Below are 23,751 nucleotides of genomic sequence, written 5' to 3' on the forward strand. Positions count from 1 at the left end.
TTCGTCGGTGGTGGTCGTCGTACCGCGACCGTCTGGGCCTCCCCAGGCAAGTACTGCAGCGGCTGCACGAGGCTACCGGTTCCCGGGGCGTTCAGGGGAGGTGAATCCGTACAACGATTCCGTCCTACCCCGTGGACCTCATCTGTCCCGCAGGAAAACCCGCTTCCTGCGGAGCGCCCGAGTACGGAATCGTCTGCTTCAGTACTCTCCAACGCCTGCCACCCCCGCGACGTCACGCAAAGGACATCACATGGTCCGCACCCTGAGATCGTTGCCCCACCCCGACGGCCTGCGCGACCACCTCGCGGAGGTCTACGCACTGCCCTTCACCGGGTGCTCGCTGGTGCGATCGCTGGTCAACGACGTCTACCGGCTGACCACCCCGACAGGCGCCTACGTCCTCAAGCTGTACGCCGGTCGCCCGGTGGCCGAGATCCGTTGGGAGGCAGGACTTTCCGGTCACCTGCTCGGCAAGGTGGCGACCCCGCCGATCCAGCCGCTGGCCGACGGCGCGACGTGCGGCGCACTTGCTCTGCCGGAGGGCGATCGGCCGTTCGTGCTGACCGCCTTCGTCGACGGTCGCAAGCCGCAGCCGCCGTTCGGCGACGAGCTCTACCGGGAGTTCGGCGAGCTGATCGCGCGGTTCCACCTCTCGGCCTCGACGTACATGCCGGGACGCCGGGCCGCCGAGCACCCTGACGATCTCGACCGGCTGGTCGGGGAGATCGTGCCGCTCGTCTCGCCGGCCGACGCGGAGGTCGTCCGGGCACTGGCGGCCGCCGTACCGGGGAAGGTTGCCGAGGGCGCGAGTCGTGGGGTCCGGCACGGGGACGTGTCGATGGACAACGTGCTCGTCGCGCCGGACGGGCTCAACCTGCACGACTTCGACCTGGCCGGCGAGGGGTTCCTGGCGGCGGACTTCTGCGGGGTCGCCTCGACGCCGTACTGGCAGGCCTTCCGCGACGGGTACCAGCGGCATCGTGAGATCTCGACGGACGATCTCGCGGCGATCGACTGGCTGGGCGTCGCCGGGCGGATCGCGAACCTGCACTTCCACCTGGTCCGCAAGCCGCAGTGGTACGGCACCGAGTCGCGGGGCGAGGGCTGGGCGGCCGGCGAACTGGCGGAGCTTCGCCTGGCCGCCGGGCGCCTACTGTGAGGCCCAGGGAGCGTTGAGCTCGCTGAACAGCGCGAGGTTCTCGGCGGCCTGCTCGGCCCACTTGCTCACCTCGGCGACGACCGGGTGGCGTTCTTGGCCTTCGCCTTGCCAGGTGACGTACGCCGGGTCGATCAGATGCGGGGGCGTCGAGAGGCGGACGGCTTCGAGGACCTTGGTGAAGCCGCCGAGTTGTTCGAGCGGTGCGAGCAGCTCGACGCCGGGGTCTTCGCGGTGCTCGATCAGGTTGAGCAGGAGGTCGTCGCGTTCGTACGTCGTACCGGTGGTGACGCCGTCGACGGTCAGGTCGAGGCGGTCCGACGGATAGGTCAGTACGGCGCGGCCGCGCGATCCGTGCACGATGATCCGCGGGTCGGCACCCGGCGGCTCCGCGGCCAGGGTGAGCGCGGCAACGATCGTCGTCCCGCGGGTGGTGCGGATGCGGACGCTCGATGTGTCGTCGGACTCGATCGGGTTCGCGCGGTAGAGCTCGGTCTCCACACTGGTGACCTGCTCGGCCGCGCCTGATCCGTCGACCAGCAGCGCGGTCGCCGACGCGTGCGCGAACGCGTTGGTCACCGCACCGTCCACCACGGCGACGCCGTCCAGCTCGCGCCGCCCGGCCCACCGCGCGCGCTGCCAGTACTCCTGGGTCCGGATCCAGGTGCCCACGGCCCCGATCCCCCGCACCTCACCGAGCCGCCCGTCCGCCACCCACTCCTTCATCGTCCTCGCGGCCTTGGATCCGTGCACCTGAAACCCGACCTGGCAGGCCCGCCCGGTCTCCGCCACCACCTGCAACAGCCGACCGAACTCCCCAAGCGAAGCCGCCGGAGGCTTCTCCAGCAAGACATCCGCGCCGGCACGCAGAGCGAGCTCAGCCAAGGGGACATGGGTGTGAATGGGCGTGCTGATCACCACCACATCGACCTCGGCACCGGCGAGCAAGCTCGCCAGATCGGCGAAGACCTGTGTGCCCTCGGGCAGGTCCTCCACCCGGGTGACCCGCCCGCCCCCGGCTGCGCCGGGGGCGGGCGGGGAGGGGGAGGGCCCGGCGCCCCCGACGCCTGGCTCCGCCGGCGGGCTGAGCCGGGCGGCATCGCCTGGCTTCGCCGGCGGGGCGAGCTGGGGGTCGGCGACGGCGGCGAAGTGGATCCGGCCTGTGGTGTGCAGGTCGGTGCAGTGGCGGACGTGCGACGTGCCGTGCCCGTGCACGCCCACCACGGCGACCCTCGGCTTCACCATGAATCAGTTGCCTCCTGCACCGTTTACTTGGCGATCTCGTTGTTCATCTCGTCGAGGAACTTCTGGGCCGCGTCCGCGGGGGCGAGGCGGCCGAAGAGGACCTCGGTGGTGTAGCGCTGGATGATCTTCTCGACCTGTCCACCGCCGACCGGCGGGGGCGGGGACGGCTTGCCGAGCTCCTTGGCGATGCCTTGGATGAAGGCTGCGGAGGCGGCGTCGGCGGGCTGCAGCTTCGAGGCGACCGCGGCGCGGATCTCCGTGTTCGGCGGCACGCCGCGCTCGGCCAGCAGCAAGTTCCCGGCGGCGGTGCTGTTGGCCAGGTAGTTGACGAACTTGGCGGCCTCCTTCGGGTGCTTCGACCGCGACGAGATCGACCAGAACATCGAGCCCTTGTAGTAGGCACCGTTGTCGCTCGCCTTGCCGGTCACGCTCGGCAGCCGCAGCAGCTTGAGCTGCTGACCCGACGCCTTGCTCAGCGCGTTGAGCTGGTTGCTCCAGGAGTAGGCCATCGCCAGCTTCCCGGTCGCCATCCCGTTCTGGTCCAGCGGAGCGGTCATGTCCTGCGAGGTGAACTCGGGCGACGGCGTCGCCTTCGAGGCCTGCAGCGCGAGCAGGTCGGTGTAGAACTCGGCCAGCTTGTCCTTGCTCACCCCGAGCTTGCCGTCCTCGGTGAACAACGACTCCCCGCGCTGCCGGAGCCACATGTTCAGGCTGGCGTCGTTGGCCCCGTACGCCGCGGTGCCCCAGCCCTTGCCGTTCAGCTTCCGGCTGATCTCGGCCGAGGTCTTCGCGTAGTCGTCCCAGGTCCACGTGGTGTCGTCCGGGATCGCCACCCCGGCGGCCTTGAACACGGCCGGGTTCGCGACGATCGTGAACGCGTTGATGCCGGCGTTCAGCCCGTACAGGCCGCCGTCGAACTCGCCCGCGCCGAGCGTGTCCGGCTCGAACTTGCCGGTGTCCAGCCCGTCGGCCTTCTTCAGGTCGAGCAGCGCGCCGCGGTCGGCGTACTCGCGCAGGTACTTCTCGTCCATCTGGATCACGTCGGGCGCGTCGTTGGCGGCGACGGTGGTGGCGAGCTTGTCCCAGTAGCCGGCCCACTCGCCGAACTCGCCCTTGATCTTGATGTTCGGGTTCTCCTTCTGGAAGGAGTCGATCACCTGCTGGGTGATCTTGTGCCGGGTGTCGGACCCCCACCAGTTGAACCGGAGGGTGACCTCTCCACCGGCGGAGTCGCCACCGCCACCGCCGGAGTCACCTCCGCAGGCGCTGGTGGCCAGCAGGGCGGCGGCCATCGCGACGGCGGCCAGGGCCCGCACACGCCGGCGCGGCGGTGCGGTCAGTCGGGGTAGCGGCCTCATGGTGAACCTTTCTGATGAGCGGTACTGCAGAGCAGAACTACGGGGGACTACTTGATGCCGGTGGTCGCGATGCCCTTGATCAGGAACCGCTGGCCGAGCAGGAAGGCGAGGAAGACCGGGACCAGCGAGACCACCGACATCGCGAACAGCGAGCCCCACGAGGTGCTCGCGGTGGCGTCGACGAAGGCCCGCAGCGCGACCGGGACGGTGTACATCTTCGGGTCGGTCAGGTAGATCAGCTGGCTGAAGAAGTCGTTCCAGGTCCAGATGAAGGTGAAGATCGTGGTGGTCGCCAGGGCCGGCACCATCAGCGGCAGGATCACCCGCAGGAAGATGCCGCCCTTGCCGCAGCCGTCGATCCGCGCCGCCTCGTCCAGCTCGCGCGGGATGCCGCGGATGAACTGGACCATCAGGAACACGAAGAACGCGTCGGTGGCCAGCAGCTTCGGCACCACCAGCGGCAGGAACGTGTTGATCCAGCCGGCCTGGCTGAACAGGATGTACTGCGGCACGATCACCACGTGGATCGGCAGCATGATCGTGACCAGCATGATCGCGAACCAGAACCGCTTGCCGGTGAAGTTCAGCCGGGCGAACGCGTAGGCGGCCATCGAGCAGGACACCAGGTTGCCGACGATCGAGCCGAGCACGACGGCCGCCGAGTTCAGCAGGTAGCGGGTGAACGGTTCGGTCAACGCGTTCCAGCCGACCCGGTAGTTCTCGATCCGCAGGTCGCGGACCAGGATGCCGGGGTCGCGGAAGATCTCGTTGCCCGGCCGCAGTGAGCTGACCACCATCCAGATCACCGGGTAGAGCATCACCAGGGCGGTCGCGGCGAGCGCGACGTGGGTCAGCGCGGGCCGGACCCGCCGCCAGGCGAGCGTCGTACCGGAGCTGGCCGGGACCGACCGGGGCAGGGTCTCAGTCGTCATAGAACACCCAGTACTTCGAGGCGACGAAGTTCGCCGCGGTGAAGACCCCGATGATCACGAGCAGGAACCACGCCATCGCCGAGGCGTAGCCCATGTCGAAATTGCCGAAGCCACGGTCGTAGAGGTAGAGCGTGTAGAACATCGTCGAGTCCGACGGGCCGCCGGTGCCGCCGGAGACCACGAAGGCCTGCGTGAACGACTGGAACGCGTGGATGATCTGCAGCACCAGGTTGAAGAAGATGATCGGCGTCAGCAGCGGCAGCGTGATGCTCGCGAACCGTCGCAGCGGGCCGGCGCCGTCGACGGAGGCGGCCTCGTAGTACATCGAAGGGATCTGCCGCAGGCCGGCCAGGAAGATCACCATCGGGGCGCCGAAGGTCCACACGTTCAGGACGACGAGCGTGCCGAGCGCCGTACTGGGGTCGGAGATCCAGCCCTTGCCGTCGAAGCCGAGCGGGGCGATCACCTGGTTGAGCAGGCCGTCGGTGCCGAACACCTGCTTCCACAGGATCGCGATCGCGACGCTCGAGCCGAGCAGCGACGGCAGGTAGAACACCGAACGGTAGAAGGCCATCCCGCGTACGCCGCGATCGAGCACGACGGCCAGCAGCAGGGCGACCGCGAGCTGGAGCGGCACCGAGACGAAGACGTAGGTGAAGGTGACCTGCAGCGAGTTGTGCAGCCGCTGGTCGGACAGCATCCGGGTGAAGTTCTCCAGGCCGATCCACTCCGGGGCCTGGATCAGGTTGTAGTCGGTGAACGCGAGGTAGAGCGACGCGATCATCGGTCCGACGGTGATGACGAACAGGCCGACCAGCCACGGGGACAGGAAGAGGTAGGCAGCCACGTTGTCTTTTTTCTGCCCACTCACTTTCTTTCCTCCAGAGAGTATTGGACGATTCATGGAAAGCGTTTACCCGGAGCGGTTAAACTAATGCAGTGAACCGGTTCGGACAAGACCTCGCCGGACAGTCAAGTGACCGATTCCGGACACCTGCGAAGTCTTGACAGCGCAGCACCACCGAAGAACAGTACTGGGCATTTGGCAATCGCTTTCCGAGTCAGTGGAGGCTTCATGCAGCGTCGAACTTTTCTGGCCGGATCGCTCGCCGGACTGTCTGCCGGGACCGTTCTCCCCGGACTGACCGGTACGGCGAACGCCGCGCCGGCCGCGGCTGCCGACGAGGAGCTGCTGACGCTTCTCACCCGCTTCAACGAGGCACAGATCCCGCTCGTGCTCGGCAACTACGAGAGCACCGGCGACAGCGTCCGCACGGTCGCCCGCAAAGCCCGCCGCCTGGTGTCGGGCTACATCTGGAGCCGTTCGCGGTTCCACCACGACGCCGCGCTGCTCACACCGCTGCGTTTCCTGGTCGACAAACTCGAGAGCACCCAGCACGACGACGGCACGTACGACGTGGGCAACCTGCACTCGCCGCCGGACAGCGCGTTCGCCGTCCAGGACTTCTGCACGGTCTACTCCTTGCTGGAGGCCGACGGCAGCCCGGACACCGAAGCCCACCGCGCGGTGCTCGCCCGCGTCATCCGCAAAGCCGGCCCGGCCCTGGCGACCGGTGGCGTGCACACGCCCAACCACCGCTGGGAGGTGTCGGCCGCGCTGGCCCGCACCCACCACCTGTTCCCGGACCGCCGGTACGCCGCCCGCATCGACGACTGGCTGGACGAAGGCATCGACGCGACGCCGGACGGGATCTACAGCGAGCGGTCCGCGACGTACGCCTCGGAGGTGACCAACCCGAGCCTGCTGACGATCGCCTGGTTGCGCCACAAGCCCGAGCTGCTCGGGTTCGTCCGCCGCAACCTCGAGGCGACGCTGCACCTGCTGGAGCCCAACGGCGAGGTCGACACGATCGCATCCCGGCGCCAGGACCAGAATCGGGTCCGCGAGGTCTGGTGGTACCTGACCCAGTTCCGCGAGCTCGCGCTGCACGACCGCGACGGCCGGTTCGCGACCGTTGCCAAGGACATCGAGCGCCGCGGGACCGGTGAGCTCGGCGACTTCCTGGCCGAGGTGCTCGAACGGCCCGAGCTGGCCGCCGTACTGCCAGATCCGAAGGCGGCACCGACCGACTTCGTGGCCGAGTTCCCGGCGCACGCGCTGGCCCGGGTCCGTCGCGGCGACCGTACGGCGACGATCTTCGGTGGCACCGACTTCCACGACATCCCGGTGATCGCGTCCGGGCTGTCCACCAACCCGACGTTCTTCAAGCTGCGCCAGGGCGCCGCGATCCTGGACTCGGTCCGACTCTCGCCGCAGTTCTTCAGCACCGGACACTTCCGCAGCGACGGCTTACGGCGTACGGGGTCGCGCACGTTCCGCCTGGGCGACGAGGTGAAGGTGCCGTACCACCTGCCGCTGCCCAAGCGGTACCGGCGCAAGGACGGCGCGTACCCGCTCACGCTCGACGGCCGGTTCTACGCGGCGATGGACTTCCCGCACCGGCCGAAGCAGTACCGGACACTGCGGACGTCGGTCACGGTCGCCGAGAGCGGCGACGGCTTCGACCTCACCTTCGCGCTGGACGGCTCGGAGGTCCCGTTCGCGATCGAGCTGTGCTTCCGGGCCGGCGGGACGCTCTCCGGGGTCGAGTCATTGGGTGCCCCCGGCAACTACCAGTTGGTCGAGGGCACCGGCGCGTACGCCGTCGGCACCGACCGGATCGAGTTCGGCCCCGGCAACGGCGCGACGCGCGTCGCGATGGACCCGGGCGAGCGCTACACCCAGCTCAACGGCTCGCTCGTCCCCGACGGCCAGCGCGTCTACGTCACCGGCCGCTCCCCCGGCCGGCTCACGCTCCGCCTGCGCACCTCCTCCTAGCCCGGCCCGCCGGCGCCCGAAGAGCCTCAGGTTCTTCGGGCGCTGTCGTCTGCTGATCTGCTAATTCGTATTACCTGGGATCTGTCCTCTTGACGGTCTAGGCTGGTCGCCCTACCGTTCCTGGGCAATACGTATTACTCAAGGGAGATCGACAGTGCGACTGACGCAACGGGACATCGCGCGGCTGGCGCGGGTGAGCCAGACGACGGTCTCCCTGGTGCTGAACAACCGCGCCGACGCGTCCGCGCGGATCCCGGCCGAGACCCGCGACCGGGTGCTCAAGGTGATCCGCGAGACCGGGTACGTCGCCGACCCGCTGGCCCGCCGGCTGCAGCAGCAGCGCAACCAGATCCTCGGGGTGTTCACCTACGAGTCGGTGTTCCCGAGTGCGAGCGCGGACTTCTACCACCCGTTCCTGAGCGGTATCGAGGAGAGCGCCGAGGAGCGCGGCCTCGACCTGCTGCTCTTCACCAGCGCGCCCGTCACCGACGGCCGCCGCCGCGTCTTCCACGCCAACAACCGCCTCCGCCTCGCCGACGGCTCACTGCTGCTGGGTCGTCACATCCCGGCCGAGGAGCTGGCTCGCCTGGTCACCGAGAACTACCCGTTCGTCTCGGTCGGCCGTCGCGACAACCCGGACAGCTCTGCTCTGGTCCCGTACGTCGGCGCCGACTACGTCTCCGCGACCGCCACTCTGACCGAGCGGGCTCGCGGGCTGGGGCACCAGCAGGTCGCCTTCGTCGGGCCCGGCGAGGGCGCCGAATCCTCCGCCGATCGTCTTCTCGGCTTCCGGCAGATCGCCGCGCGGGGACTGCACATCGCGCCGACCGACCGCCCGCTGACCGACGTACTGGACGAGCTGCTCGCCAAGGACGTCACCGCCGTGTTCGTCGAGGACCTCGCCGATGCCGATGCCTTGGCCGAGGCCGCGCGCGGACGCGGGCTGACCGTGCCCGGCGACCTGTCCGTCGTCGCCCTCGGCGACGCGAGCCGGCCGGTGCCCAGCGACGTCGACTACTCCGGCTTCCACATCCCGCGCAAGGAGATGGGCCGCCAAGCGGTCGGCCTGCTCGAGGCGATCCTCTCCGGCGACACCCCCGACCTCCAGCAACTGCTGCCCTGCGAGCTCGTCGACGGCAGCACTCTCGCGCCACCGAAAGGGCTCTGAGCGATGCATACCGAAGTACTCGTCATCGGCGGCGGTCTCGGCGGCGTGGCGGCGGCGTTGTCCGCCCTGCGCGCCGGCCGCGACGTGGTGATGACCGAGGAGTACGACTGGATCGGCGGCCAGCTCACCAGTCAGGCCGTCCCGCCGGACGAGCACACCTGGGTCGAGCAGTTCGGCGTCACGGCGTCGTACCGGTCATTGCGGGACGGGATCCGCGACTACTACCGCCGCCACTACCCGCTCACCGAGTCGTCGCGCGCGGCGCCCGAGCTCAACCCGGGCGCCGGCTACGTCTCGAAGCTCTGCAGCGAGCCGCGGGTCGCCGTCGCGGTGATGGAGGCCCTGCTCGCGCCGTACCGGGCGAGCCGCCAGCTCCGGATCCTCCAGCCGTACCGGCCGGTCGACGCGACCACCGACGGCGACCACGTCACCTCGGTGACGGTCGCCCATCGCGACACCGGCGACCAGCTGACGCTGACCGCGCCGTACATCCTGGACGCGACCGAGACCGGCGAGCTGCTGCCGCTGACGGGCACGGAGTACGTCACCGGCTTCGAGTCGCAGGCCGACACGCAGGAGCCGAGCGCGCCCGCGACGGCGCAGCCGCTCAACATGCAGGCGGTTTCGTACTGCTTCGCCGTCGACCACGTGGACGGCGACCAGGTCGGCGACAAGCCTGCGAACTACGCGTTCTGGCGCAACTACCAGCCGCCGTTCTGGGGCGACCGGATGCTGTCGTGGAACGCGCCGGATCCGCGCACGCTGCAGACCTCCCGGCGTACCTTCACCCCCAACCCGGACGACGACCCGCTCGCCGTCGTCGCCGACCAGCGGCGTACCGGCGGTGACACCAACCTGTGGACCTTCCGCCGGATCGCCGCCCGCCGGCACTTCCGGCCGGGTGCGTACGCGAGCGACATCTGCCTGGTGAACTGGCCGATGATCGACTACCTCGAGGGCAACGTGTTCGACGTGCCCGACGCCGAGCGGCACCTGCAGGGCGCCAAGGAACTGTCCCAGTCGGTCCTGTACTGGCTGCAGACCGAGGCTCCCCGCCCTGACGGCGGCACCGGCTTCCCGGGGCTCCGGCTGCGCGGCGACCTGCTCGGCTCGGCCGACGGGCTCGCGCAGGCGCCGTACATCCGGGAGTCCCGCCGGATCCTGGCGGAATACACGGTCGTCGAGCAGGACCTGTCGGTCGCCGTACGCGGTGCGGCCGGCGCGGTCGAGTACGGCGACAGCGTGGGGATCGGGATGTACCGGATCGACCTGCACCCGTCGACCGGCGGCGACAACTACATCGACGTCGCGAGCAGCCCGTTCCGGATCCCGCTCGGCGCGCTGATCCCACGCCGGGTCGAGAACCTGCTGCCCGCGAGCAAGAACCTCGGCACCACCCACATCACCAACGGCTGCTACCGGCTGCACCCGGTCGAGTGGAACATCGGCGAGGCCGCCGGGCTGCTCGCCGCCTTCTGCCTGGACCGCGGGGTCAGCCCCCACGCGGTCCGGGCCACCCCTGCTCTGCTCAGCGACTTCCAGGCACGACTGGTCGCCCAGGGCGTCGAACTGAGCTGGCCGGCCATCTCCGGCTACTGATGGAGGACTGATGAGAGTTCGTTCGTTGACCGCGGCCGGTGTCGTCGCGGCGATGCTGGCGCTGGCCGGCTGCGGTGGTGGCTCCGACGACGCCGGCGCGTCCGGCCCGGCCGACCTGCGGATGACGATCTGGAGCGCGAACGCCAAGCACACCGCGCTGTTCGAGCAGATCGCCGCGGAGTACCAGAAGACGCATCCGGAGGTCGGCAAGATCACCTTCGAGTCGATCCCGTACGAGAACTACACGACCGCGCTGACCACCCAGATCGGCGGCGGCAACGTGCCGGACCTGGCCTGGATCCTGGAGAGCACGGCGCAGGACTTCGTCACGTCGGGCGCGCTCGCGCCGATCGACAAGGACCCCGACCTGGTGCCGAGCACCACCAAGACCTGGGAGCAGGACGGTCAGCTGTTCGCGTACCCGTTCTCCACCTCGCCGCTGGGCGTCTTCGTCAACACCGACCTGGTGACGGCGGCCGGACGACCGGCGCCCGCGCAACAGGTTGCCGCTGGCCACTGGACCTGGGACCAGGCGGTCGCCACCGGCGCCGCCGTCCAGAAGGCAGGCAAGGGCGGCATCGTGGTCGGCGACTTCGACTACAAGGGCTGGGACACGCTGAACTCCATCTGGGCCGGCTGGGGTGCGCGGCCGTGGAGCGAGGACGGCAAGACCTGCGGGTTCGACCAGCCCGAGATGGTGAACGCGATGACCGCGATCCACAAGATGGTGTTCACCGACCAGGCGATGCCCGGGCCGGGCGTGACCAAGGACTTCTTCGCCGGTGACGCCGCGATGGTGCTGACCCAGATCAGCCGTGCGGCCCTGCTGGAGAAGGCGAAGTTCAAGTGGGACCTGGTGCCGCTGCCGAAGGGCCCCGCCGGTGAGTACGCCGTCGTCGGGCAGGCCGGAATCGGCGTCCTCAAGCGTGGCAAGCACGTCGACGCCGCGAAGGACTTCCTGGCCTTCTTCACCAACCAGGAGAACTCGGCCAAGCTCGCCGCGTTCTTCCCGCCGCCGCGCAAGTCGCAGCTGACGACCGCCGTACTGGCCAAGGCGAACCCGCTGCTCGAGCCCGCGCAGCTGCAGAGCGTCGTGATCGACGGCATCGAGCGCGGCGACATCAAGACCAGCCACACCGGGTACGCCGAGCTGCAGCAGACCGTACGGGCCGCGCTCGACCCGCTGTGGAAGCCGGACGCGGACGTGAAGGCCGTGATGTCGGGTGTCTGCGCCAAGATCAACCCGCTGCTGGCCAAATGACGCTGCTCGCCTCCCGGCCCGCTCCTTCGGTCACGTCGCCGGAGCGGGCGCCGTACTGGACGATGCGGCGGCGCGACGAGCTGGCCGGGTGGCTGATGGTCGCGCCGCAGCTGGTCGGGATCGTCGCCTTTGTCCTCGTTCCGCTCGGGCTCGTGGTCTGGTACAGCCTGCACGAGTGGAACGTGCTGGCCGGCACGTTCGACTTCGTCGGGGCTGCGAACTTCGAGCAGCTCGCCTCGGACCCGCGACTCGGTCCGGCGCTGCGGGCGACCGGGTTGTTCTCGGTCGGGCTCGTCGTGCTCAACCTGAGTCTCGCGCTGTTCCTCGCCGTACTGCTGAACCAGAAGCTGCGCGGCACCGTGGTGTTCCGGACGCTGTTCTTCTCGCCGGTCGTGGTGACGCTGGTCGCCTGGACGATCGTCTGGGGCTTCCTGCTGCAGGACAACGGCGGGATCAACGGCTTCCTGGACGTGATCGGGATCGACGGGCCCAACTGGTTGCGCGGCGAGGGCACGGCGATGATCTCGGTGATCGTGGTGCAGCTGTTCAAGGGCGTCGGGTTGAACATGGTGCTGTTTCTCGCTGCCCTGCAAGGCGTTCCGGCCGAGCTGTACGAGGCCGCGCGGATCGACGGCGCGTCGGCCTGGACCCGGTTCCGCCGGGTCACCGTGCCGCTGATCAGTCCGACGATCCTGCTCACCTCGATCCTGACCGTCGTCGGGTCGCTGCAGGTGTTCGCGCAGATCGCCGTCCTGACGCAAGGCGGGCCGGGGACGTCGACGACGGTGCTCGTCTACTACCTGTACCAGCAGGCGTTCCAGTTCCATCACTTCGGCTACGGCGCGACGATCTCGCTGCTGCTGTTCGTCATCGTGCTCGCATTGACTGTCCTGCAGTGGCGGATGCGGCGGAAGTGGGTGTTCCATGAGTCGTAGGCTGAAGCTGCTCGTGTACGGCGTGCTGCTGGTCTGCTGCGTGCCGTTCGTCTTCCCCACCTGGTGGATGGCGACGACGTCGCTGAAGCCGGTGAACGAGATCTTCGCGTTCCCGCCGCGGCTGTGGCCGCGCGACGTCACGTTCGACGCGTACCGGCAGGTGTTCGCGTTGCAGCCGTTCGGGCAGCAGTACCTGAACAGCCTCTACATCGCCGTCCTGGTGACACTCGGGACGCTGGTGGTGTCGTCGCTGGCCGGGTACGCGTTCGCGCGGATCCCGTTCCGCGGGTCGGGCGTCGTGTTCGTCGTCGTCCTGGCCGGGCTGCTGGTGCCGAACGAGGTGACGATCATCCCGCTGTACCGGATGTTCGACGGGCTCGGCCTGGTGAACACGCACTGGCCGCTGATCCTGATCCCGATGCTCGGGGCGCCGAGCGTGCTGGCGACGTTCATCATGCGGCAGTTCTTCATCACGCTGCCGCGCGAGCTGGAGGAGGCCGGGCGGGTCGACGGGCTGGGCCGGTTCGGGCTGTTCTGGCAGGTGTCGCTGCCGCTGGCGAAACCGGCGATCGGCGCGGTCTCGATCTTCACCTTCCTGCACAGCTGGAACCTGTTCCTCGAACCGATCGTGTTCCTGTCCAGCAAGGAACGGTTCACCATCCCGCAGGCCCTCACCCAGTACGTCGACGCGTACGGCGGCGCGCTGTGGAACGTCCAGCTCGCGGCCGCGACGCTGAGCGCGCTCCCGGTGCTGGTGATCTTCGTACTGGCCCAGCGGCAGTTCGTCGAGGGCCTGGCCCAGACCGGGCTGAAGGGCTGAACCGGTCGCCGCCGGTACTGATTGCCTCACGCTTCGCGCACAACGGCGTCTCGACCGGGACGAACGATTGGCTCCGGCGGCTCGGCGGGTGATACTGATCAGAGTCCGGTGGTTCAGTCTGGAGCCACCGCCATCGTGTCCGTCGGACCCCCACGGACGCGGCCGGTACCCGTGGTGACCATCAGCGGGCGCCGAAAATCTCGAGGAGCATCAGATCGTGGCTGTCCACAGCGCGGATCTGTCCGTCCAGGTCGATCACCTCGGCCCCAGCCCCCTGGTCCGGTTGTCCGGCGACGTCGACGTCGAGTCGACCCCCGAACTCACCGAGACCCTCAAAGCCGTGCTCGCAACGATCGGCACCCAACCACTCGTGCTCGACCTGACCGAGGTGGAGTTCATGGACTCCAGCGGCCTCGGCGTCCTGGTCGGGGTCCACCAGCAGGCCGCCGTCCAAGGCAGTGCGCTGATCCTGGCCGGCCCGCACCCGCGGGTCGCGAAGATCCTGCGGATCACCAAGCTCGACAAGGTGTTCACCGTGGTCGACTCCGTCGACCAGGCGATGGTCGCCGGGGTCTGACCCCTCAGCAGCGGCGGTCCGGCGTACGTTCGGACCGACGCTGCGCGGCCGCCCCGCTCCGGCGCGTGGAAAACTGGGGTTCCACGACAGACGGGGAGCAGAGTGAGCTTTCACGCGGCGGTGTTCATCGCGGTCAGCCTGGACGGGTTCATCGCCCGCCCCGACGGCGCGATCGACTGGCTGACCGAGCGCGGCGAACGAGCCGGCGAGACCGGGTACGACGAGTTCATGGCGGCGATCGACACCGTCGTACTGGGCCGCAACACCTACGAGACGGTCCTCACCTTCGACTTCTGGCCGTACGAGGGCAAACAGGTCGAGGTCCTCAGCACCACGCTGCCCCTCGACGTCGACGAACGCGTCATCGTCCACCGCACCCTCGACGCCCTCGTCCAAACCCTCGACGACCGAGGCGCCAAACGCATCTACGCCGACGGCGGGCGCGTCGTCCAGACGTTCCTCCGCGCGGGCCTGCTGAACGAGCTCACGATCACCACGGTGCCCGTCTTGATCGGCTCGGGGATCCCGCTGTTCGGTGCGCTCGACCAGGACATCTCCCTGAACCACAACGCCACCCGCACGCTGAACGCGGGCTTCGTCCAGTCGGACTACACGATCCACCGCTGAGGTCGGAACGGCGGAGATCGTCGCCGAGCGGAGCGTAGGCGGGGCGGCAGGTTCCCTCCCCCTCTCGTACGCGGGTTAGCGGTCGCGTTCTCGGGTGGGGGCGTCTTGGCGGTGGGACTGTGCGTGGGACTGGGAGGCTGAGCCAGGGGCTACCTGTTGGGACTTCGGGGTCGGGTTGAGGGCGGCGTGGGCTGCTTGGGCGAGGGCCTGGCTTTCGGCGGTGGCGCCCTGGAGCTGCGGGCGGACGCCCTCGAGGCGTTGGGTGACGTTCTTCAGTTCGGAGCCGAGGGACGCCGCGCCGGCGCGGGTGGCGGTGTGGGCGGACTCGATCTTCGCCTCGGTGCCGGCTCGGTCCGCTTGCAGGTCGGTCATGATCAACGCGTTCAACGAGCCGCGGGCGCCCCGGATGCACTGGTCGGCGGCGTCCAGCGACTGATGGGCGGCCTTGACCGCGCCCGAGAGATCCTGCAGGCGTCTTCCGAGCTGCTCGGTCTGTGGCGTGGGTCCGCCGAGCTCGTCCACCAGCTTCGCGTGGGCCTTCGATCCCTCCGCCAGATGTCTGCCGGCGCGGTCCAAGTCGCCGCGGAGCTCGTCGACCTGCCCGCCCGTACGCCGTAGCCGCGCGTCGATCGTGTCGGCGTCGACCATCGCACTCTGCAGGATCCTCGCCGGCTCCACGTCGTCGTACGTCCGGAGCCGCTCGGCCTGCTGCCGCAGCATCCCGATGTCGTCGCTGTTGCGCTCGACCTGCTCGGCGAGCGCGACCGCGTCCCCGGCGACCGTCTCGATCAGCGGCCGCGCGGCGCCCACCGCGCTCGCCACGTCCTCGGTGTGTCTGGCGATCTCCACCGGGTCGTTCATCGCGCGCCCCCGTCCGCCGGGCCGGGCTCACCCGGCGTCGGCCCACCAACAAGCTCGTCGTCAGCCGCGAGCGCCTGCCGCAGTACGGCGGCCGCGTCCCGAAGGTGATTGCTCGCGGCCCGCACATCCTGCTCCGGCGTCGGCCCACCCGGCTGCTCGCCCACGCTCAACACTCCCTCTCGCTCGGCACCTGCTCACCAACCGTAGACGTCTCAGCAGGCCACCCCGCTCCACGACACCGCCCGGTTTCCCCGCAACGGCCCACGAGAAACCCGATTGCCCGCCCCCCGCACGAGGACGAAGATTGCTGCTCGTGCCCCGACGACGGTTGTTCGCCGACCTCAGTCCGCTACGGGAGTCGGTCGACTTCCGCTGGCTGTGGGCCGGTCAGTCACTGTCCGCCGTCGGCAACGTGATGACCATGGTCGCGGTCTCGATCCAGGCGTACGACGTGACCGGCTCCTCGATCGCCGTCGGCGGACTCGGCCTCGCCAACCTGATCCCGACACTGCTCCTCGGCCTCTTCGGCGGCTCGATCGCCGACGCCGTCGACCGCCGACGCCTCGTCCTGCTCACCAGTACCGGATTGATGGCCGTCGCCATCCTGTTCGCCGTACAGGCGTTCCTGCACTGGGACCGCCTCTGGCTCCTCTACTTGCTGACAGCAACGTCTGCGGCCCTCGCGGCAGTCGACGGATCGGCCCGCCGAACGTTCCCGCCGCGCTTCCTGCCGGCCCGCCTGCTCCCCGCGGCCGCGGCCCTCAACCAGCTGTCCTTCCAGGTCGCGATCATCGCCGCGCCCCTGCTCGCCGGAGTCCTGATCGCCACGGTCGGCATCGGAGCGGCGTACGCCGTGGACGCGGTCACGTTCCTCGCCGCACTCGCCGGCGTCCGGCGCCTCCCACCCATGCCTCCCGTCGGCGGTGGCGCCACCTTCGGCCTCCGGTCTGTTGCCGAAGGCATCCGGTACGCCGCGCGCCACCCGCTGATCGGGATGATCTTCCTGCTCGACCTCAACGCGACCGCGCTGGCGATGCCGACCGCGCTGTTCCCGGCCCTCGCCGACACCCACTTCGGCGGCGGCCCGCAGACCGTCAGCTACCTCTTCGCCGCGATCGGCGACGGTGGCATCGTCGCCGCCACGCTCTCCGGTCCGCTCGGCCACCTCCGACATCAGGGCCGAGCCATGCTCATCTCGGTAGCCCTCTGGGGTACGGCGATCGGCGCCGTCGCCCTCACCACCCACCTCTGGCTCGGGTTGATCTGCCTGGCCACCGCGGGCGCCGCCGACATCATCACCACCGTCTTCCGCGCAACCATCCTTCAGGCCAATACCCCCGACGACCTCCTGGGTCGCGTCAGTTCCCTCGACCTGATGGTCGGCATCGGCGGCCCGAACCTCGGCAACCTCCGGGCCGGCACCCTCGGCGGCGTCCTCGGCCCGGCCCCCGCCCTCCTCCTCGGAGGCCTCACCTGCCTCCTGGGCGCGGGCCTCCTCACCGCCTCGTCCAAGACCTTCCGCAGGTACGACGCGTCGCGCTGACGGGCATTCGGTCTACGGCTTGACCAGGACCTTGAGAGCAGTCCGCTCGTCCATCGCCCGGTAGCCCTCGGCGACCTTGTCCAGGGCAACTTCGTGGTCGAAGACCTTGCCCGGGTCGACCGTGCCGTCGAGCACGTCCGGCAGCAGCGTCTCGATGTAGGCGCGGGCCGGAGCCGGACCGCCGGTGAGCGTGATGTTGCGGCCGAACAGGCTCGGGAAGCCGACCGGCGCGTCGTCGTACTGCGGAACTCCGACGCGGCTGATCACGCCGCCGGCGCGCACCACGCCGACCGCCTGGTCGTACGCCGGCCGGTGGCCGACCGCCTCGAGCACGACGTGCGTGCCGTCGCCGCCGGTGAGGTCGCGCACCCGAGCGATGCCTTCCTCGCCGCGTTCGGCGACGACCTCGCCGGCACCGTACTCCCGACCGAGATCGGTGCGCGCCTTGTGCCGCCCCATCAGGATGATCTGCTCGGCGCCGAGGCGCTTCGCGGACAGGACGGCGAGCAGGCCGACGGCGCCGTCGCCGATCACCGTGACGGTCGTGCGCGCGCTGACGCCGGCCTTGACCGCCGCGTGGTAGCCGGTGCCGTACACGTCCGACAGCGTCAGCAGCGACGGGATCAGCGGCGACGACTCCTCCACCGGTACGGCGACCAGCGTGCCGTCGGCGAGCGGGACGCGGACGGCCTCGGCCTGGCCGCCCTTCACCTCACCGGCGTTCCAGAAGCCGCCGTGCCGGCACGAGGTCTGCAGGCCTTCACGGCAGAAGTCGCAGATCCCGTCGGACCAGGCGAACGGCGCGATCACGAAGTCGCCGGGCTTGACCGTCGCCACGTCGTTGCCGACGGCCTCGACCACGCCGACGAACTCGTGGCCCATCGACCGGCCGTCCGTTGCCGCGGGCATCGAGTGGTACGGGTGCAGGTCCGACCCGCACACACAGGCCCGGACGACGCGGACGACCGCGTCGGTCGGTTCCTTGACCGTCGGGTCGGGAACGTCGACGACGCGCACGTCGCCGGCGCCGTACAGGTAGGTCGCTTTCATGGATTCCTCTGCTCAGAAGCTGGCGGGGACGCTCTTGGTGTACGCGTCCTCCACGGTGCTGATCTCGTCGTCGGTCAGGGTCAGGTCCAGGGCCGCCACCGCGTCGGCCAGGTGGTGCTCCTTGGTCGGGCCGACGATCGGCGCGGTGACGCCAGGGTGCTTCAGTACCCAGGCGAGCGCGATCGCGGCCATCGGTACGCCGCGCGCCTCGGCAACCTTCTGGACGGCGTCAGCCACCGGCCGGTCGGCCTCGCTGAAGCGGCGGTCGGCGACCGGGTCGTTGCCGGCGCGCGTGGTCTGCGTGCCCCACGGGCGGGCCAGCCGGCCCTTGGCAAGCGGGCTCCACGGGATCGATCCGACGCCCTGATCGGCGAGCAGCGGGAACATCTCGCGCTCCTCCCCGCGCTGCATCAGGCTGTACTGGTTCTGCATCGAGACGAACTTCGTCCAGCCGTGCAGCTGCGCGACGTACTGCATCTTCGAGAACTGCCACGCCCACATCGACGAGGCCCCGAGGTAGCGGACCTTGCCCGCCTTGACCACGTCGTGCAGGGCCTCCATCGTCTCCTCGACCGGCGTCTCCGGGTCGAACCGGTGGATCTGGTAGAGGTCGACGTAGTCGGTGCCGAGCCGGGTCAGCGAGGCGTCGATCTGCTCCATGATCGCCTTGCGGGACAGGCCGGAACCACCCGGTCCGTCGTGCAGCTTGAAGTGCACCTTGGTGGCGAGCACGATGTCCTCGCGGCGGGTGTACTTGCGGATCGCACGGCCGACGATCTCCTCAGAACTGCCGAATCCGTAGACGTTCGCCGTGTCCCAGAAGGTGATGCCGAAGTCGAGGGCCTGCCGGAAGATCGGTTCGGCGCCGGCATCGTCGAGCGCCCAGGTGTTGAAGCCGCGCGAGGTGTCGCCGAAGCTCATGCAGCCGAGCGCGATCCGGCTGACCTTCAGCCCCGAACTGCCGAGTCGGGTGTACTGCATGGTGCTCACTCCTGGGCTCCGAAGACGTCCTTGGCGACGGCGATCGCCGACATCGCCCGCGGCCAGCCGGCGTAGAAGGCGAGATGGATGATCAGTTCCTTGAGCTCGGTCTCGGTGAGACCGTTGCTCTTGGCCCGGGCCAGGTGGTGGGGCAGCTGCTCGGTGTTGCCGTTGGCCACCAAGGCGGCGCAGGTGATCAGGCTGCGCTCCCGCGGGCTCAGCTCGGGCCGGGTCCAGACGTCGCCGAACAGGACGTCGTCGGTCAGCTCGACCAGCTTGGGCGCGAAGTCCCCGACCGCGCGCTGCGCGGGGGTCATGGTTTCCGGATCGGTGGGGGTCTGCATGCCACCCAGTCAACGCCTGGTCGCGGCCGCGCGGGAGTCACTGGTCTTCCGGGTAATGCCAGTACCTCCTTCGGCCCGCGGGCACCGATTACGGTGGAGGCATGGACAACCGTGCCGAGATCCGCGAGTTCCTGGCCTCCAGGCGCGCCCGGATCACGCCTGAGCAGGCCGGCCTCCCGGCGTACGGCGGGAACCGGCGGGTCAAGGGGCTGCGCCGCGAGGAGGTCGCGCTGCTCGCGGGGGTCAGCATCGACTACTACGTCCGGATGGAACGCGGGAATCTGGCGGGCGCCTCGGACGCCGTACTGGAGGGTCTGTCGCGGGCCCTCCAGCTGGACGACGCCGAGCGGGCACATCTGTACGACCTCGCCCGCGCTTCCGCGCCGGTCCCGGCACGCAAACGCAAAGCCGCCCCGGCGACGGTCCCCGCGAGCGTTCAGCTGGTCCTCGACACGATCGGTGACGCCCCCGCCTGGGTCCGCAACGCCCGCCACGACATCCTCGCCGCGAACCGGATGGCCCGCGCCCTCTACTCCCCCGTCCTCGCCGACCCCCGGCGCCCCGCGAACACCGCGCGCTTCGTGTACCTCAACCCCGCCGCCCAGGACTACTACCCCGACTGGGACCGCACCGCCAACGACATCGCCGCCATGCTCCGCTCCGAGGCCGGCCACAACCCGCACGACAAACTCCTGATCGAGCTGATCGGCGAGCTCTCCACCCGCAGCGAGGAGTTCCGCACCCGCTGGGCCGCCCACAACGTCCGCTTCCACCGCACCGGCCTGAAGAAGCTCCACCACCCGGTCGTCGGCACCCTGGACCTCACCTTCGAGGCCCTGGAGTTCCCGGGACACCCAGGGCTCACGCTTCTCGTCTACACCGCGCCCGCCGGCAGCCCGACCGCAGACGCCTTGAAGCTGCTGTCGAGCTGGGCAGCCACCGCCGAACTCGCCGGCGAACTCGCTTCCCACTAGCCGAGCGACTGGACCCACCGCAGCTCGGCGTACAACCTCTCCCGATCAGGTCGCCGCATCTCCGGCTCCAGCATCGCGAGCAACGTCCAAATCCCCGCGGTCGGCGGACAGCACACCCACATCCCGCACTCCCCATCCCGCCGGTCGAGCCACGAGTGCTTGCCGTCAGCAACAATGCGGTGCGGCATGAACCTTTCGTGTGTGCAGCATCCGGCGATGCTCCCACCCGGCTCGATCCCCGGCAAGAGCCCCCTGTCCGCCAGACTGCTCCGGTGAACGCAACCGACTCGGCCTGGCCGTGGATCCTGGAGCAGATCGCCGGAAGCCCATGCAGGTGGAGGTACTGCCGCTCGACGAGCCGTCGGGCAGGGCGGCCCTCGCGCAACTGCAGGTCACCGAGCGCTCGGCACTCGGCGCGATCGTCCGGAACTGCGGGGGCCTCCTCGTCGACAGCGGCTGGGCCCGCGTGCTCGGCGGCTCCTCGGACGCCGGCCTGGGCATCGGCCGAGTCAACGAGTTTCCGACGAGCCCCGATCCGAACTGGGGACCGCGCGACGAGCTGATCATCGGGTACGACGTACTGGGTGGTGTGTTCGCCCTCAGCTCGTACGACGCGGCAACCACCGGCCGCCCTGGTGATCCCGGCCAGGTCGGCTACTTCGCCCCTGACACCCTCGAGTGGGAGACCCTCGAGATCACCCACAGCCAATGGATCGGCTGGCTTCTCTCCGGCGCTACGAACAAGTTCTACGAGTCCCTCCGCTGGCCCGGCTGGCAGGACGAGAGCCGAACTCTGACTCCCACCCAGGGCATCGCGGTCTACCCGTTCCTGTGGTCGAAGGAAGCTCAGTCCAACCTTCCGGCGACCAGCCGTCGCCGAGTCCCGATGAGCGAACTCGTCGGCATCAGCGCGGATTTCGCTGCCCAGGCGGGGCTCCCGTCCCCCGGATTCCTCGGCACCTTCACCTGACTCTGCGGCGGCTACACCTACCGGCCTGCTAACTGGAGTCGCCGACGTCAGGAGTGGTCAGGCGCCGAGAGCAGTGAGCGCAGTTCTCAGGAAGGTGTCGCGGCGGGCGGTCGCTCTGGCGTCGTACAGCTCGGTGGGGGTGTTGAGGGCGGCGACCGCGTCCCAGTGGGCGACGTGGTCGGCCTTGGTGGACGTCGCCTGTTCGTAGCCATTGAGTACCTTGGCGGGTGCTTCGGGGCCGAAAGAGATGGCGGCCTGTTTGCGGAGTTCGCAGAGGTCCACGCCGGGGGCTCCGACGCCGGCGGTCTTCCAGTCGATGAGGGCTGCAACCTCGTCACCTGCCCAGATGAGGTTGCCCGGCCAGACGTCCCCGTGGAGGAAGACGTGCTCGCTGGGCGGCACGCCGCACGCCGTGACCGCCTCGTCGGCGATCTCGAGAAGGGTTGTCGTCGGCATGCGGCCAGTACGCCGATCTTCCGCGAAGTCGTCCACCGCGATCGGCCGCGGCCGGACGGGCAACGCGTCGGTCGGTGCTGTCGAGACCGCATGGACACGAGCGAGAACGGCTCCCGCGGTACGCAGTCGTTCGATGGACGAAGACGCCGACCACTGAGCGCTGCCCTGTACGACGGTCTCGAGCGTGGCGGGCACGCCAGCCGTCTCACCCAGCAAGTCGGCGCCGAGCAACCGCGGAGCCGGCAGGCTGTGTCGCTCTGCGAACTCGAGCGCGGCAGCTCCGGTAGCGATCATCGCCGCGTCGATCCGCGGGGTCGGTGCCCGCAGCACGGCTTCGGTCAGCCGCCCACGGCTCTCGATCCGCAGGAGCCACGGCCCTTGCCACTCGTGGAGAGCGCGCACCCCAACGGTCCTGGCCTCACCGCCGGTCGCTGCAGCTGCCCAATCCAGTACGCGCTCGGTCGGCAAGCCGCCTGCGCCTTCAGTTTTCCCGCACGCAGGCAGCCTAGCCTCCGCGCCGGGAGTGGTCGACGCATTCGCCCGCAGCGGCTGGCAGTCCTGAAGGCTGCCCGCACGTAACCCCGAGACCGCCCCTCCGCGAGCGCAGACAAGCGACGCCCACCACTGATCAACCCGCTCCCGCTGACGCATTCCGATGCCTTGCGGGCGTAGCGCCGACTATTCCGGCGAGGTTGATCAGTGGTGCACGTCGGTCCGCCGCATGCAGCCCGAGTCAGCCGGGTCGTCCCTGACCAGTCGCCGAAGCGCACCGCCACCACTCACCAACCGCTCGTCGTCTCCACAGGGCGGCGACTTCCAGGCGTCGCTTCTGCCCCGCCGCGAAGTTGGTGAGTGGTGCATGGCCGCCCAGCAGCGTCAGCTGGTCGGAACGTCGAACGGCGGCGCACGCACCGAACCCACACAAGCGCACGCCCACCCGCACTCATGTCAGGGCGCGAAGCCCGCACCCAGGGCGGGTGGGAGCGGACTGCGTAGGTCGCGACGAAGGAGCGACCGTAGCCGGCCGCGTGGGGAGACCGGAGTCGGCCCGTGAGGGTGCCTACCGGTGGTGCGACAGCAGCTGCGCGGCTTCGGCGGCCCAGTACGTCAGGATCGTGTCGGCGCCCGCGCGGCGGATGCTCGTCAGCGTTTCCATGATCGCCTTCTCGCGGTCGATCCAGCCGTTGGCCGCCGCGGCCTCGACCATCGCGTACTCGCCCGAGATGTTGTACGCCGCGACCGGGACGTTCACGTGGTCGCGGACCTGGCGGATGATGTCGAGGTAGGCCAGGGCCGGCTTGACCATCACCAGGTCGGCGCCTTCGGCGATGTCGAGGTCGACCTCGCGGAGCGCGTCGCGGCCGCCGTTGGCGGGGTCCTGCTGGTAGCTCTTGCGGTCGCCCTGCAGGGACGAGTCGACGGCCTCGCGGAACGGGCCGAAGAAGGCGGACGCGTACTTCACGGAGTACGCCATGATCACGGTGTCCAGGAAGCCCGCGGCGTCGAGGGCGGATCGGACCACGCCGACCTGGCCGTCCATCATCCCGGACGGGCCGACGACGTGCGCGCCGGCGGAGGCCTGGGCGACGCCCATCTCGGCGTAGATCTCCAGAGTCGCGTCGTTGTCGACGCGGCCGGCGGAGTCCAGTACGCCGCAGTGCCCGTGCGAGGTGAACTCGTCCAGACACAGGTCCGACATCACCAGCAGGTCGTCGCCGGCCTCGGAGACCGCGTCGCGGATCGCCACGTTGAGGATGCCCTCGGGATCGAGTGCCCCGGACCCGACTTCATCCTTGGAAGTCGGTACGCCGAACAGCATCACGCCACCCAGCCCCAGCTGGACCGCCTCGGCGACGGCCTTCCGCGCGGTGTCGCGGGTGTGCTGGTAGACGCCCGGCATCGAGCTGATCGCGATCGGCTCCCGTGCGCCTTCCCGGACGAACATCGGCAGGATCAGCTGCCGCGGCTCGATCGTGGTCTCCGACACCAACCGTCGGACAGCCGCCGACGACCGCAGCCGCCGCGGACGAACATCCGGGAAACCGGTCACAGCAC

At 69.5% G+C, this 23,751-nt stretch carries 24 protein-coding genes; 12 read left to right on the forward strand and 12 right to left on the reverse strand.

Annotated features, from left to right (window positions below; genetic code table 11):
- Positions 1-250: 250 nt before the first annotated feature.
- Positions 251-1,159 (forward strand): phosphotransferase enzyme family protein, encoded by a 909-nt coding sequence (locus ABD235_RS34835; RefSeq protein WP_344182035.1) that lies wholly within the window; start codon positions 251-253, stop codon positions 1,157-1,159.
- Here the strand turns inward: ABD235_RS34835 and ABD235_RS34840 are convergent.
- Genes ABD235_RS34840 through ABD235_RS34855 form a run of 4 tightly spaced genes read right to left on the reverse strand, consistent with a single transcriptional unit; the run spans position 1,151 to position 5,595 of the window.
- The gene (locus ABD235_RS34840) at positions 1,151-2,401 is read right to left on the reverse strand and encodes a Gfo/Idh/MocA family protein (RefSeq protein ID WP_344182037.1); all 1,251 of its coding nucleotides are present in this window, start codon (positions 2,399-2,401) and stop codon (positions 1,151-1,153) included. The two genes, ABD235_RS34835 and ABD235_RS34840, sit on opposite strands and share 9 nt — an antisense overlap.
- 23 nt (positions 2,402-2,424) lie before the next feature.
- Positions 2,425-3,759, reverse strand: a complete 1,335-nt coding sequence (locus ABD235_RS34845; RefSeq protein ID WP_344182039.1) for an ABC transporter substrate-binding protein — start codon at positions 3,757-3,759, stop codon at positions 2,425-2,427.
- A 47-nt stretch (positions 3,760-3,806) separates the two neighbouring features.
- Entirely contained in the window at positions 3,807-4,691 is an 885-nt protein-coding gene (locus ABD235_RS34850; protein WP_344182041.1) for a carbohydrate ABC transporter permease, read from the reverse strand.
- Entirely contained in the window at positions 4,681-5,595 is a 915-nt protein-coding gene (locus tag ABD235_RS34855; RefSeq protein WP_344182043.1) for a carbohydrate ABC transporter permease, read from the reverse strand. Before ABD235_RS34855 ends, ABD235_RS34850 begins: the two co-directional genes overlap by 11 nt.
- A gap of 171 nt (positions 5,596-5,766) precedes the next feature.
- On the opposite strand from ABD235_RS34855, the gene ABD235_RS34860 reads away from it, so the two are divergent.
- The 8 genes from ABD235_RS34860 (at position 5,767) to ABD235_RS34895 (ending at position 14,517) form a co-directional block, all read left to right on the forward strand.
- Entirely contained in the window at positions 5,767-7,530 is a 1,764-nt protein-coding gene (locus ABD235_RS34860) for a hypothetical protein (protein WP_344182045.1), read from the forward strand.
- Between the two features lie 154 nt (positions 7,531-7,684).
- Positions 7,685-8,698: a LacI family DNA-binding transcriptional regulator gene (locus ABD235_RS34865; RefSeq protein WP_344182047.1), complete on the forward strand. Its 1,014-nt coding sequence runs from the start codon at positions 7,685-7,687 to the stop codon at positions 8,696-8,698.
- Between the two features lie 3 nt (positions 8,699-8,701).
- Positions 8,702-10,297, forward strand: coding sequence for an FAD-dependent oxidoreductase (locus tag ABD235_RS34870; RefSeq protein WP_344182049.1), 1,596 nt, complete (start codon positions 8,702-8,704; stop codon positions 10,295-10,297).
- Positions 10,298-10,307: 10 nt separating this feature from the next.
- A complete protein-coding gene (locus ABD235_RS34875) occupies positions 10,308-11,558 on the forward strand; it encodes an ABC transporter substrate-binding protein (protein ID WP_344182051.1) in 1,251 nt (416 codons plus the stop codon).
- On the forward strand, positions 11,555-12,493 hold the full coding sequence (locus ABD235_RS34880) for a carbohydrate ABC transporter permease (RefSeq protein WP_344182053.1): 939 nt from the start codon (positions 11,555-11,557) through the stop codon (positions 12,491-12,493). The genes ABD235_RS34875 and ABD235_RS34880 overlap by 4 nt, the downstream gene beginning before the upstream one ends.
- Positions 12,483-13,313 carry a carbohydrate ABC transporter permease gene (locus tag ABD235_RS34885; protein WP_344182055.1) on the forward strand — a complete coding sequence of 277 codons (831 nt, stop codon included), beginning with the start codon at positions 12,483-12,485 and terminating at the stop codon, positions 13,311-13,313. Before ABD235_RS34880 ends, ABD235_RS34885 begins: the two co-directional genes overlap by 11 nt.
- A gap of 217 nt (positions 13,314-13,530) precedes the next feature.
- Positions 13,531-13,890 (forward strand): STAS domain-containing protein, encoded by a 360-nt coding sequence (locus tag ABD235_RS34890; RefSeq protein WP_344182056.1) that lies wholly within the window; start codon positions 13,531-13,533, stop codon positions 13,888-13,890.
- Positions 13,891-13,992: 102 nt separating this feature from the next.
- Positions 13,993-14,517, forward strand: a complete 525-nt coding sequence (locus tag ABD235_RS34895) for a dihydrofolate reductase family protein (protein ID WP_344182058.1) — start codon at positions 13,993-13,995, stop codon at positions 14,515-14,517.
- A 75-nt stretch (positions 14,518-14,592) separates the two neighbouring features.
- Here ABD235_RS34895 and ABD235_RS34900 read toward each other — a convergent pair whose 3' ends face one another.
- A complete protein-coding gene (locus ABD235_RS34900; protein WP_344182060.1) occupies positions 14,593-15,378 on the reverse strand; it encodes a hypothetical protein in 786 nt (261 codons plus the stop codon).
- Entirely contained in the window at positions 15,375-15,542 is a 168-nt protein-coding gene (locus ABD235_RS34905; protein ID WP_344182062.1) for a hypothetical protein, read from the reverse strand. Before ABD235_RS34905 ends, ABD235_RS34900 begins: the two co-directional genes overlap by 4 nt.
- A 149-nt stretch (positions 15,543-15,691) precedes the next feature.
- On the opposite strand from ABD235_RS34905, the gene ABD235_RS34910 reads away from it, so the two are divergent.
- The gene (locus tag ABD235_RS34910) at positions 15,692-16,921 is read left to right on the forward strand and encodes an MFS transporter (RefSeq protein WP_344182704.1); all 1,230 of its coding nucleotides are present in this window, start codon (positions 15,692-15,694) and stop codon (positions 16,919-16,921) included.
- Positions 16,922-16,933: 12 nt separating this feature from the next.
- Here ABD235_RS34910 and ABD235_RS34915 read toward each other — a convergent pair whose 3' ends face one another.
- Genes ABD235_RS34915 through ABD235_RS34925 form a run of 3 tightly spaced genes read right to left on the reverse strand, consistent with a single transcriptional unit; the run spans position 16,934 to position 19,296 of the window.
- The gene (locus tag ABD235_RS34915) at positions 16,934-17,971 is read right to left on the reverse strand and encodes a zinc-binding dehydrogenase (RefSeq protein WP_344182063.1); all 1,038 of its coding nucleotides are present in this window, start codon (positions 17,969-17,971) and stop codon (positions 16,934-16,936) included.
- Between the two features lie 12 nt (positions 17,972-17,983).
- Positions 17,984-18,952: an aldo/keto reductase gene (locus ABD235_RS34920; protein WP_344182065.1), complete on the reverse strand. Its 969-nt coding sequence runs from the start codon at positions 18,950-18,952 to the stop codon at positions 17,984-17,986.
- Between the two features lie 5 nt (positions 18,953-18,957).
- Complete coding sequence (locus ABD235_RS34925) at positions 18,958-19,296, reverse strand: carboxymuconolactone decarboxylase family protein (protein WP_344182067.1); 339 nt, start codon at positions 19,294-19,296, stop codon at positions 18,958-18,960.
- A gap of 101 nt (positions 19,297-19,397) precedes the next feature.
- Between ABD235_RS34925 and ABD235_RS34930 the strand changes: the two genes are divergently transcribed.
- The gene (locus ABD235_RS34930; RefSeq protein WP_344182069.1) at positions 19,398-20,270 is read left to right on the forward strand and encodes a helix-turn-helix transcriptional regulator; all 873 of its coding nucleotides are present in this window, start codon (positions 19,398-19,400) and stop codon (positions 20,268-20,270) included.
- On the opposite strand, the gene ABD235_RS34935 is transcribed toward ABD235_RS34930, so the two are convergent.
- Complete coding sequence (locus ABD235_RS34935) at positions 20,267-20,458, reverse strand: hypothetical protein (RefSeq protein ID WP_344182071.1); 192 nt, start codon at positions 20,456-20,458, stop codon at positions 20,267-20,269. The genes ABD235_RS34930 and ABD235_RS34935 overlap by 4 nt on opposite strands.
- Positions 20,459-20,598: 140 nt before the next feature.
- On the opposite strand from ABD235_RS34935, the gene ABD235_RS34940 reads away from it, so the two are divergent.
- Positions 20,599-21,240, forward strand: coding sequence for a DUF2625 family protein (locus ABD235_RS34940; RefSeq protein ID WP_344182073.1), 642 nt, complete (start codon positions 20,599-20,601; stop codon positions 21,238-21,240).
- Between the two features lie 57 nt (positions 21,241-21,297).
- Here ABD235_RS34940 and ABD235_RS34945 read toward each other — a convergent pair whose 3' ends face one another.
- Together ABD235_RS34945 and hemB are read right to left on the reverse strand one after the other, a co-directional pair.
- Positions 21,298-22,098 carry an aminoglycoside phosphotransferase family protein gene (locus ABD235_RS34945; protein WP_344182075.1) on the reverse strand — a complete coding sequence of 267 codons (801 nt, stop codon included), beginning with the start codon at positions 22,096-22,098 and terminating at the stop codon, positions 21,298-21,300.
- A gap of 658 nt (positions 22,099-22,756) precedes the next feature.
- The gene (gene hemB, locus ABD235_RS34950; protein ID WP_344182077.1) at positions 22,757-23,746 is read right to left on the reverse strand and encodes a porphobilinogen synthase; all 990 of its coding nucleotides are present in this window, start codon (positions 23,744-23,746) and stop codon (positions 22,757-22,759) included.
- Positions 23,747-23,751 lie beyond the last annotated feature (5 nt).

The organism is Kribbella lupini (assembly GCF_039529595.1).
GTDB lineage: Bacteria > Actinomycetota > Actinomycetes > Propionibacteriales > Kribbellaceae > Kribbella > Kribbella lupini.

Excerpts from the sequence above, each read along its gene's own strand:
- ABD235_RS34920 (WP_344182065.1), bottom strand. The coding sequence starts at position 18,952 with ATGCAGTACACCCGACTCGGCAGTTCGGGGCTGAAGGTCAGCCGGATC.
- ABD235_RS34855 (WP_344182043.1), bottom strand. The coding sequence starts at position 5,595 with ATGAATCGTCCAATACTCTCTGGAGGAAAGAAAGTGAGTGGGCAGAAA.
- ABD235_RS34880 (WP_344182053.1), top strand. The coding sequence starts at position 11,555 with ATGACGCTGCTCGCCTCCCGGCCCGCTCCTTCGGTCACGTCGCCGGAG.
- ABD235_RS34915 (WP_344182063.1), bottom strand. The coding sequence starts at position 17,971 with ATGAAAGCGACCTACCTGTACGGCGCCGGCGACGTGCGCGTCGTCGAC.
- ABD235_RS34900 (WP_344182060.1), bottom strand. The coding sequence starts at position 15,378 with ATGAACGACCCGGTGGAGATCGCCAGACACACCGAGGACGTGGCGAGC.
- ABD235_RS34835 (WP_344182035.1), top strand. The coding sequence starts at position 251 with ATGGTCCGCACCCTGAGATCGTTGCCCCACCCCGACGGCCTGCGCGAC.
- ABD235_RS34885 (WP_344182055.1), top strand. The coding sequence starts at position 12,483 with ATGAGTCGTAGGCTGAAGCTGCTCGTGTACGGCGTGCTGCTGGTCTGC.
- ABD235_RS34940 (WP_344182073.1), top strand. The coding sequence starts at position 20,599 with ATGCAGGTGGAGGTACTGCCGCTCGACGAGCCGTCGGGCAGGGCGGCC.
- ABD235_RS34930 (WP_344182069.1), top strand. The coding sequence starts at position 19,398 with ATGGACAACCGTGCCGAGATCCGCGAGTTCCTGGCCTCCAGGCGCGCC.
- ABD235_RS34935 (WP_344182071.1), bottom strand. The coding sequence starts at position 20,458 with ATGCCGCACCGCATTGTTGCTGACGGCAAGCACTCGTGGCTCGACCGG.
- ABD235_RS34860 (WP_344182045.1), top strand. The coding sequence starts at position 5,767 with ATGCAGCGTCGAACTTTTCTGGCCGGATCGCTCGCCGGACTGTCTGCC.
- ABD235_RS34850 (WP_344182041.1), bottom strand. The coding sequence starts at position 4,691 with ATGACGACTGAGACCCTGCCCCGGTCGGTCCCGGCCAGCTCCGGTACG.
- ABD235_RS34845 (WP_344182039.1), bottom strand. The coding sequence starts at position 3,759 with ATGAGGCCGCTACCCCGACTGACCGCACCGCCGCGCCGGCGTGTGCGG.
- ABD235_RS34840 (WP_344182037.1), bottom strand. The coding sequence starts at position 2,401 with ATGGTGAAGCCGAGGGTCGCCGTGGTGGGCGTGCACGGGCACGGCACG.
- ABD235_RS34925 (WP_344182067.1), bottom strand. The coding sequence starts at position 19,296 with ATGCAGACCCCCACCGATCCGGAAACCATGACCCCCGCGCAGCGCGCG.
- ABD235_RS34870 (WP_344182049.1), top strand. The coding sequence starts at position 8,702 with ATGCATACCGAAGTACTCGTCATCGGCGGCGGTCTCGGCGGCGTGGCG.
- ABD235_RS34875 (WP_344182051.1), top strand. The coding sequence starts at position 10,308 with ATGAGAGTTCGTTCGTTGACCGCGGCCGGTGTCGTCGCGGCGATGCTG.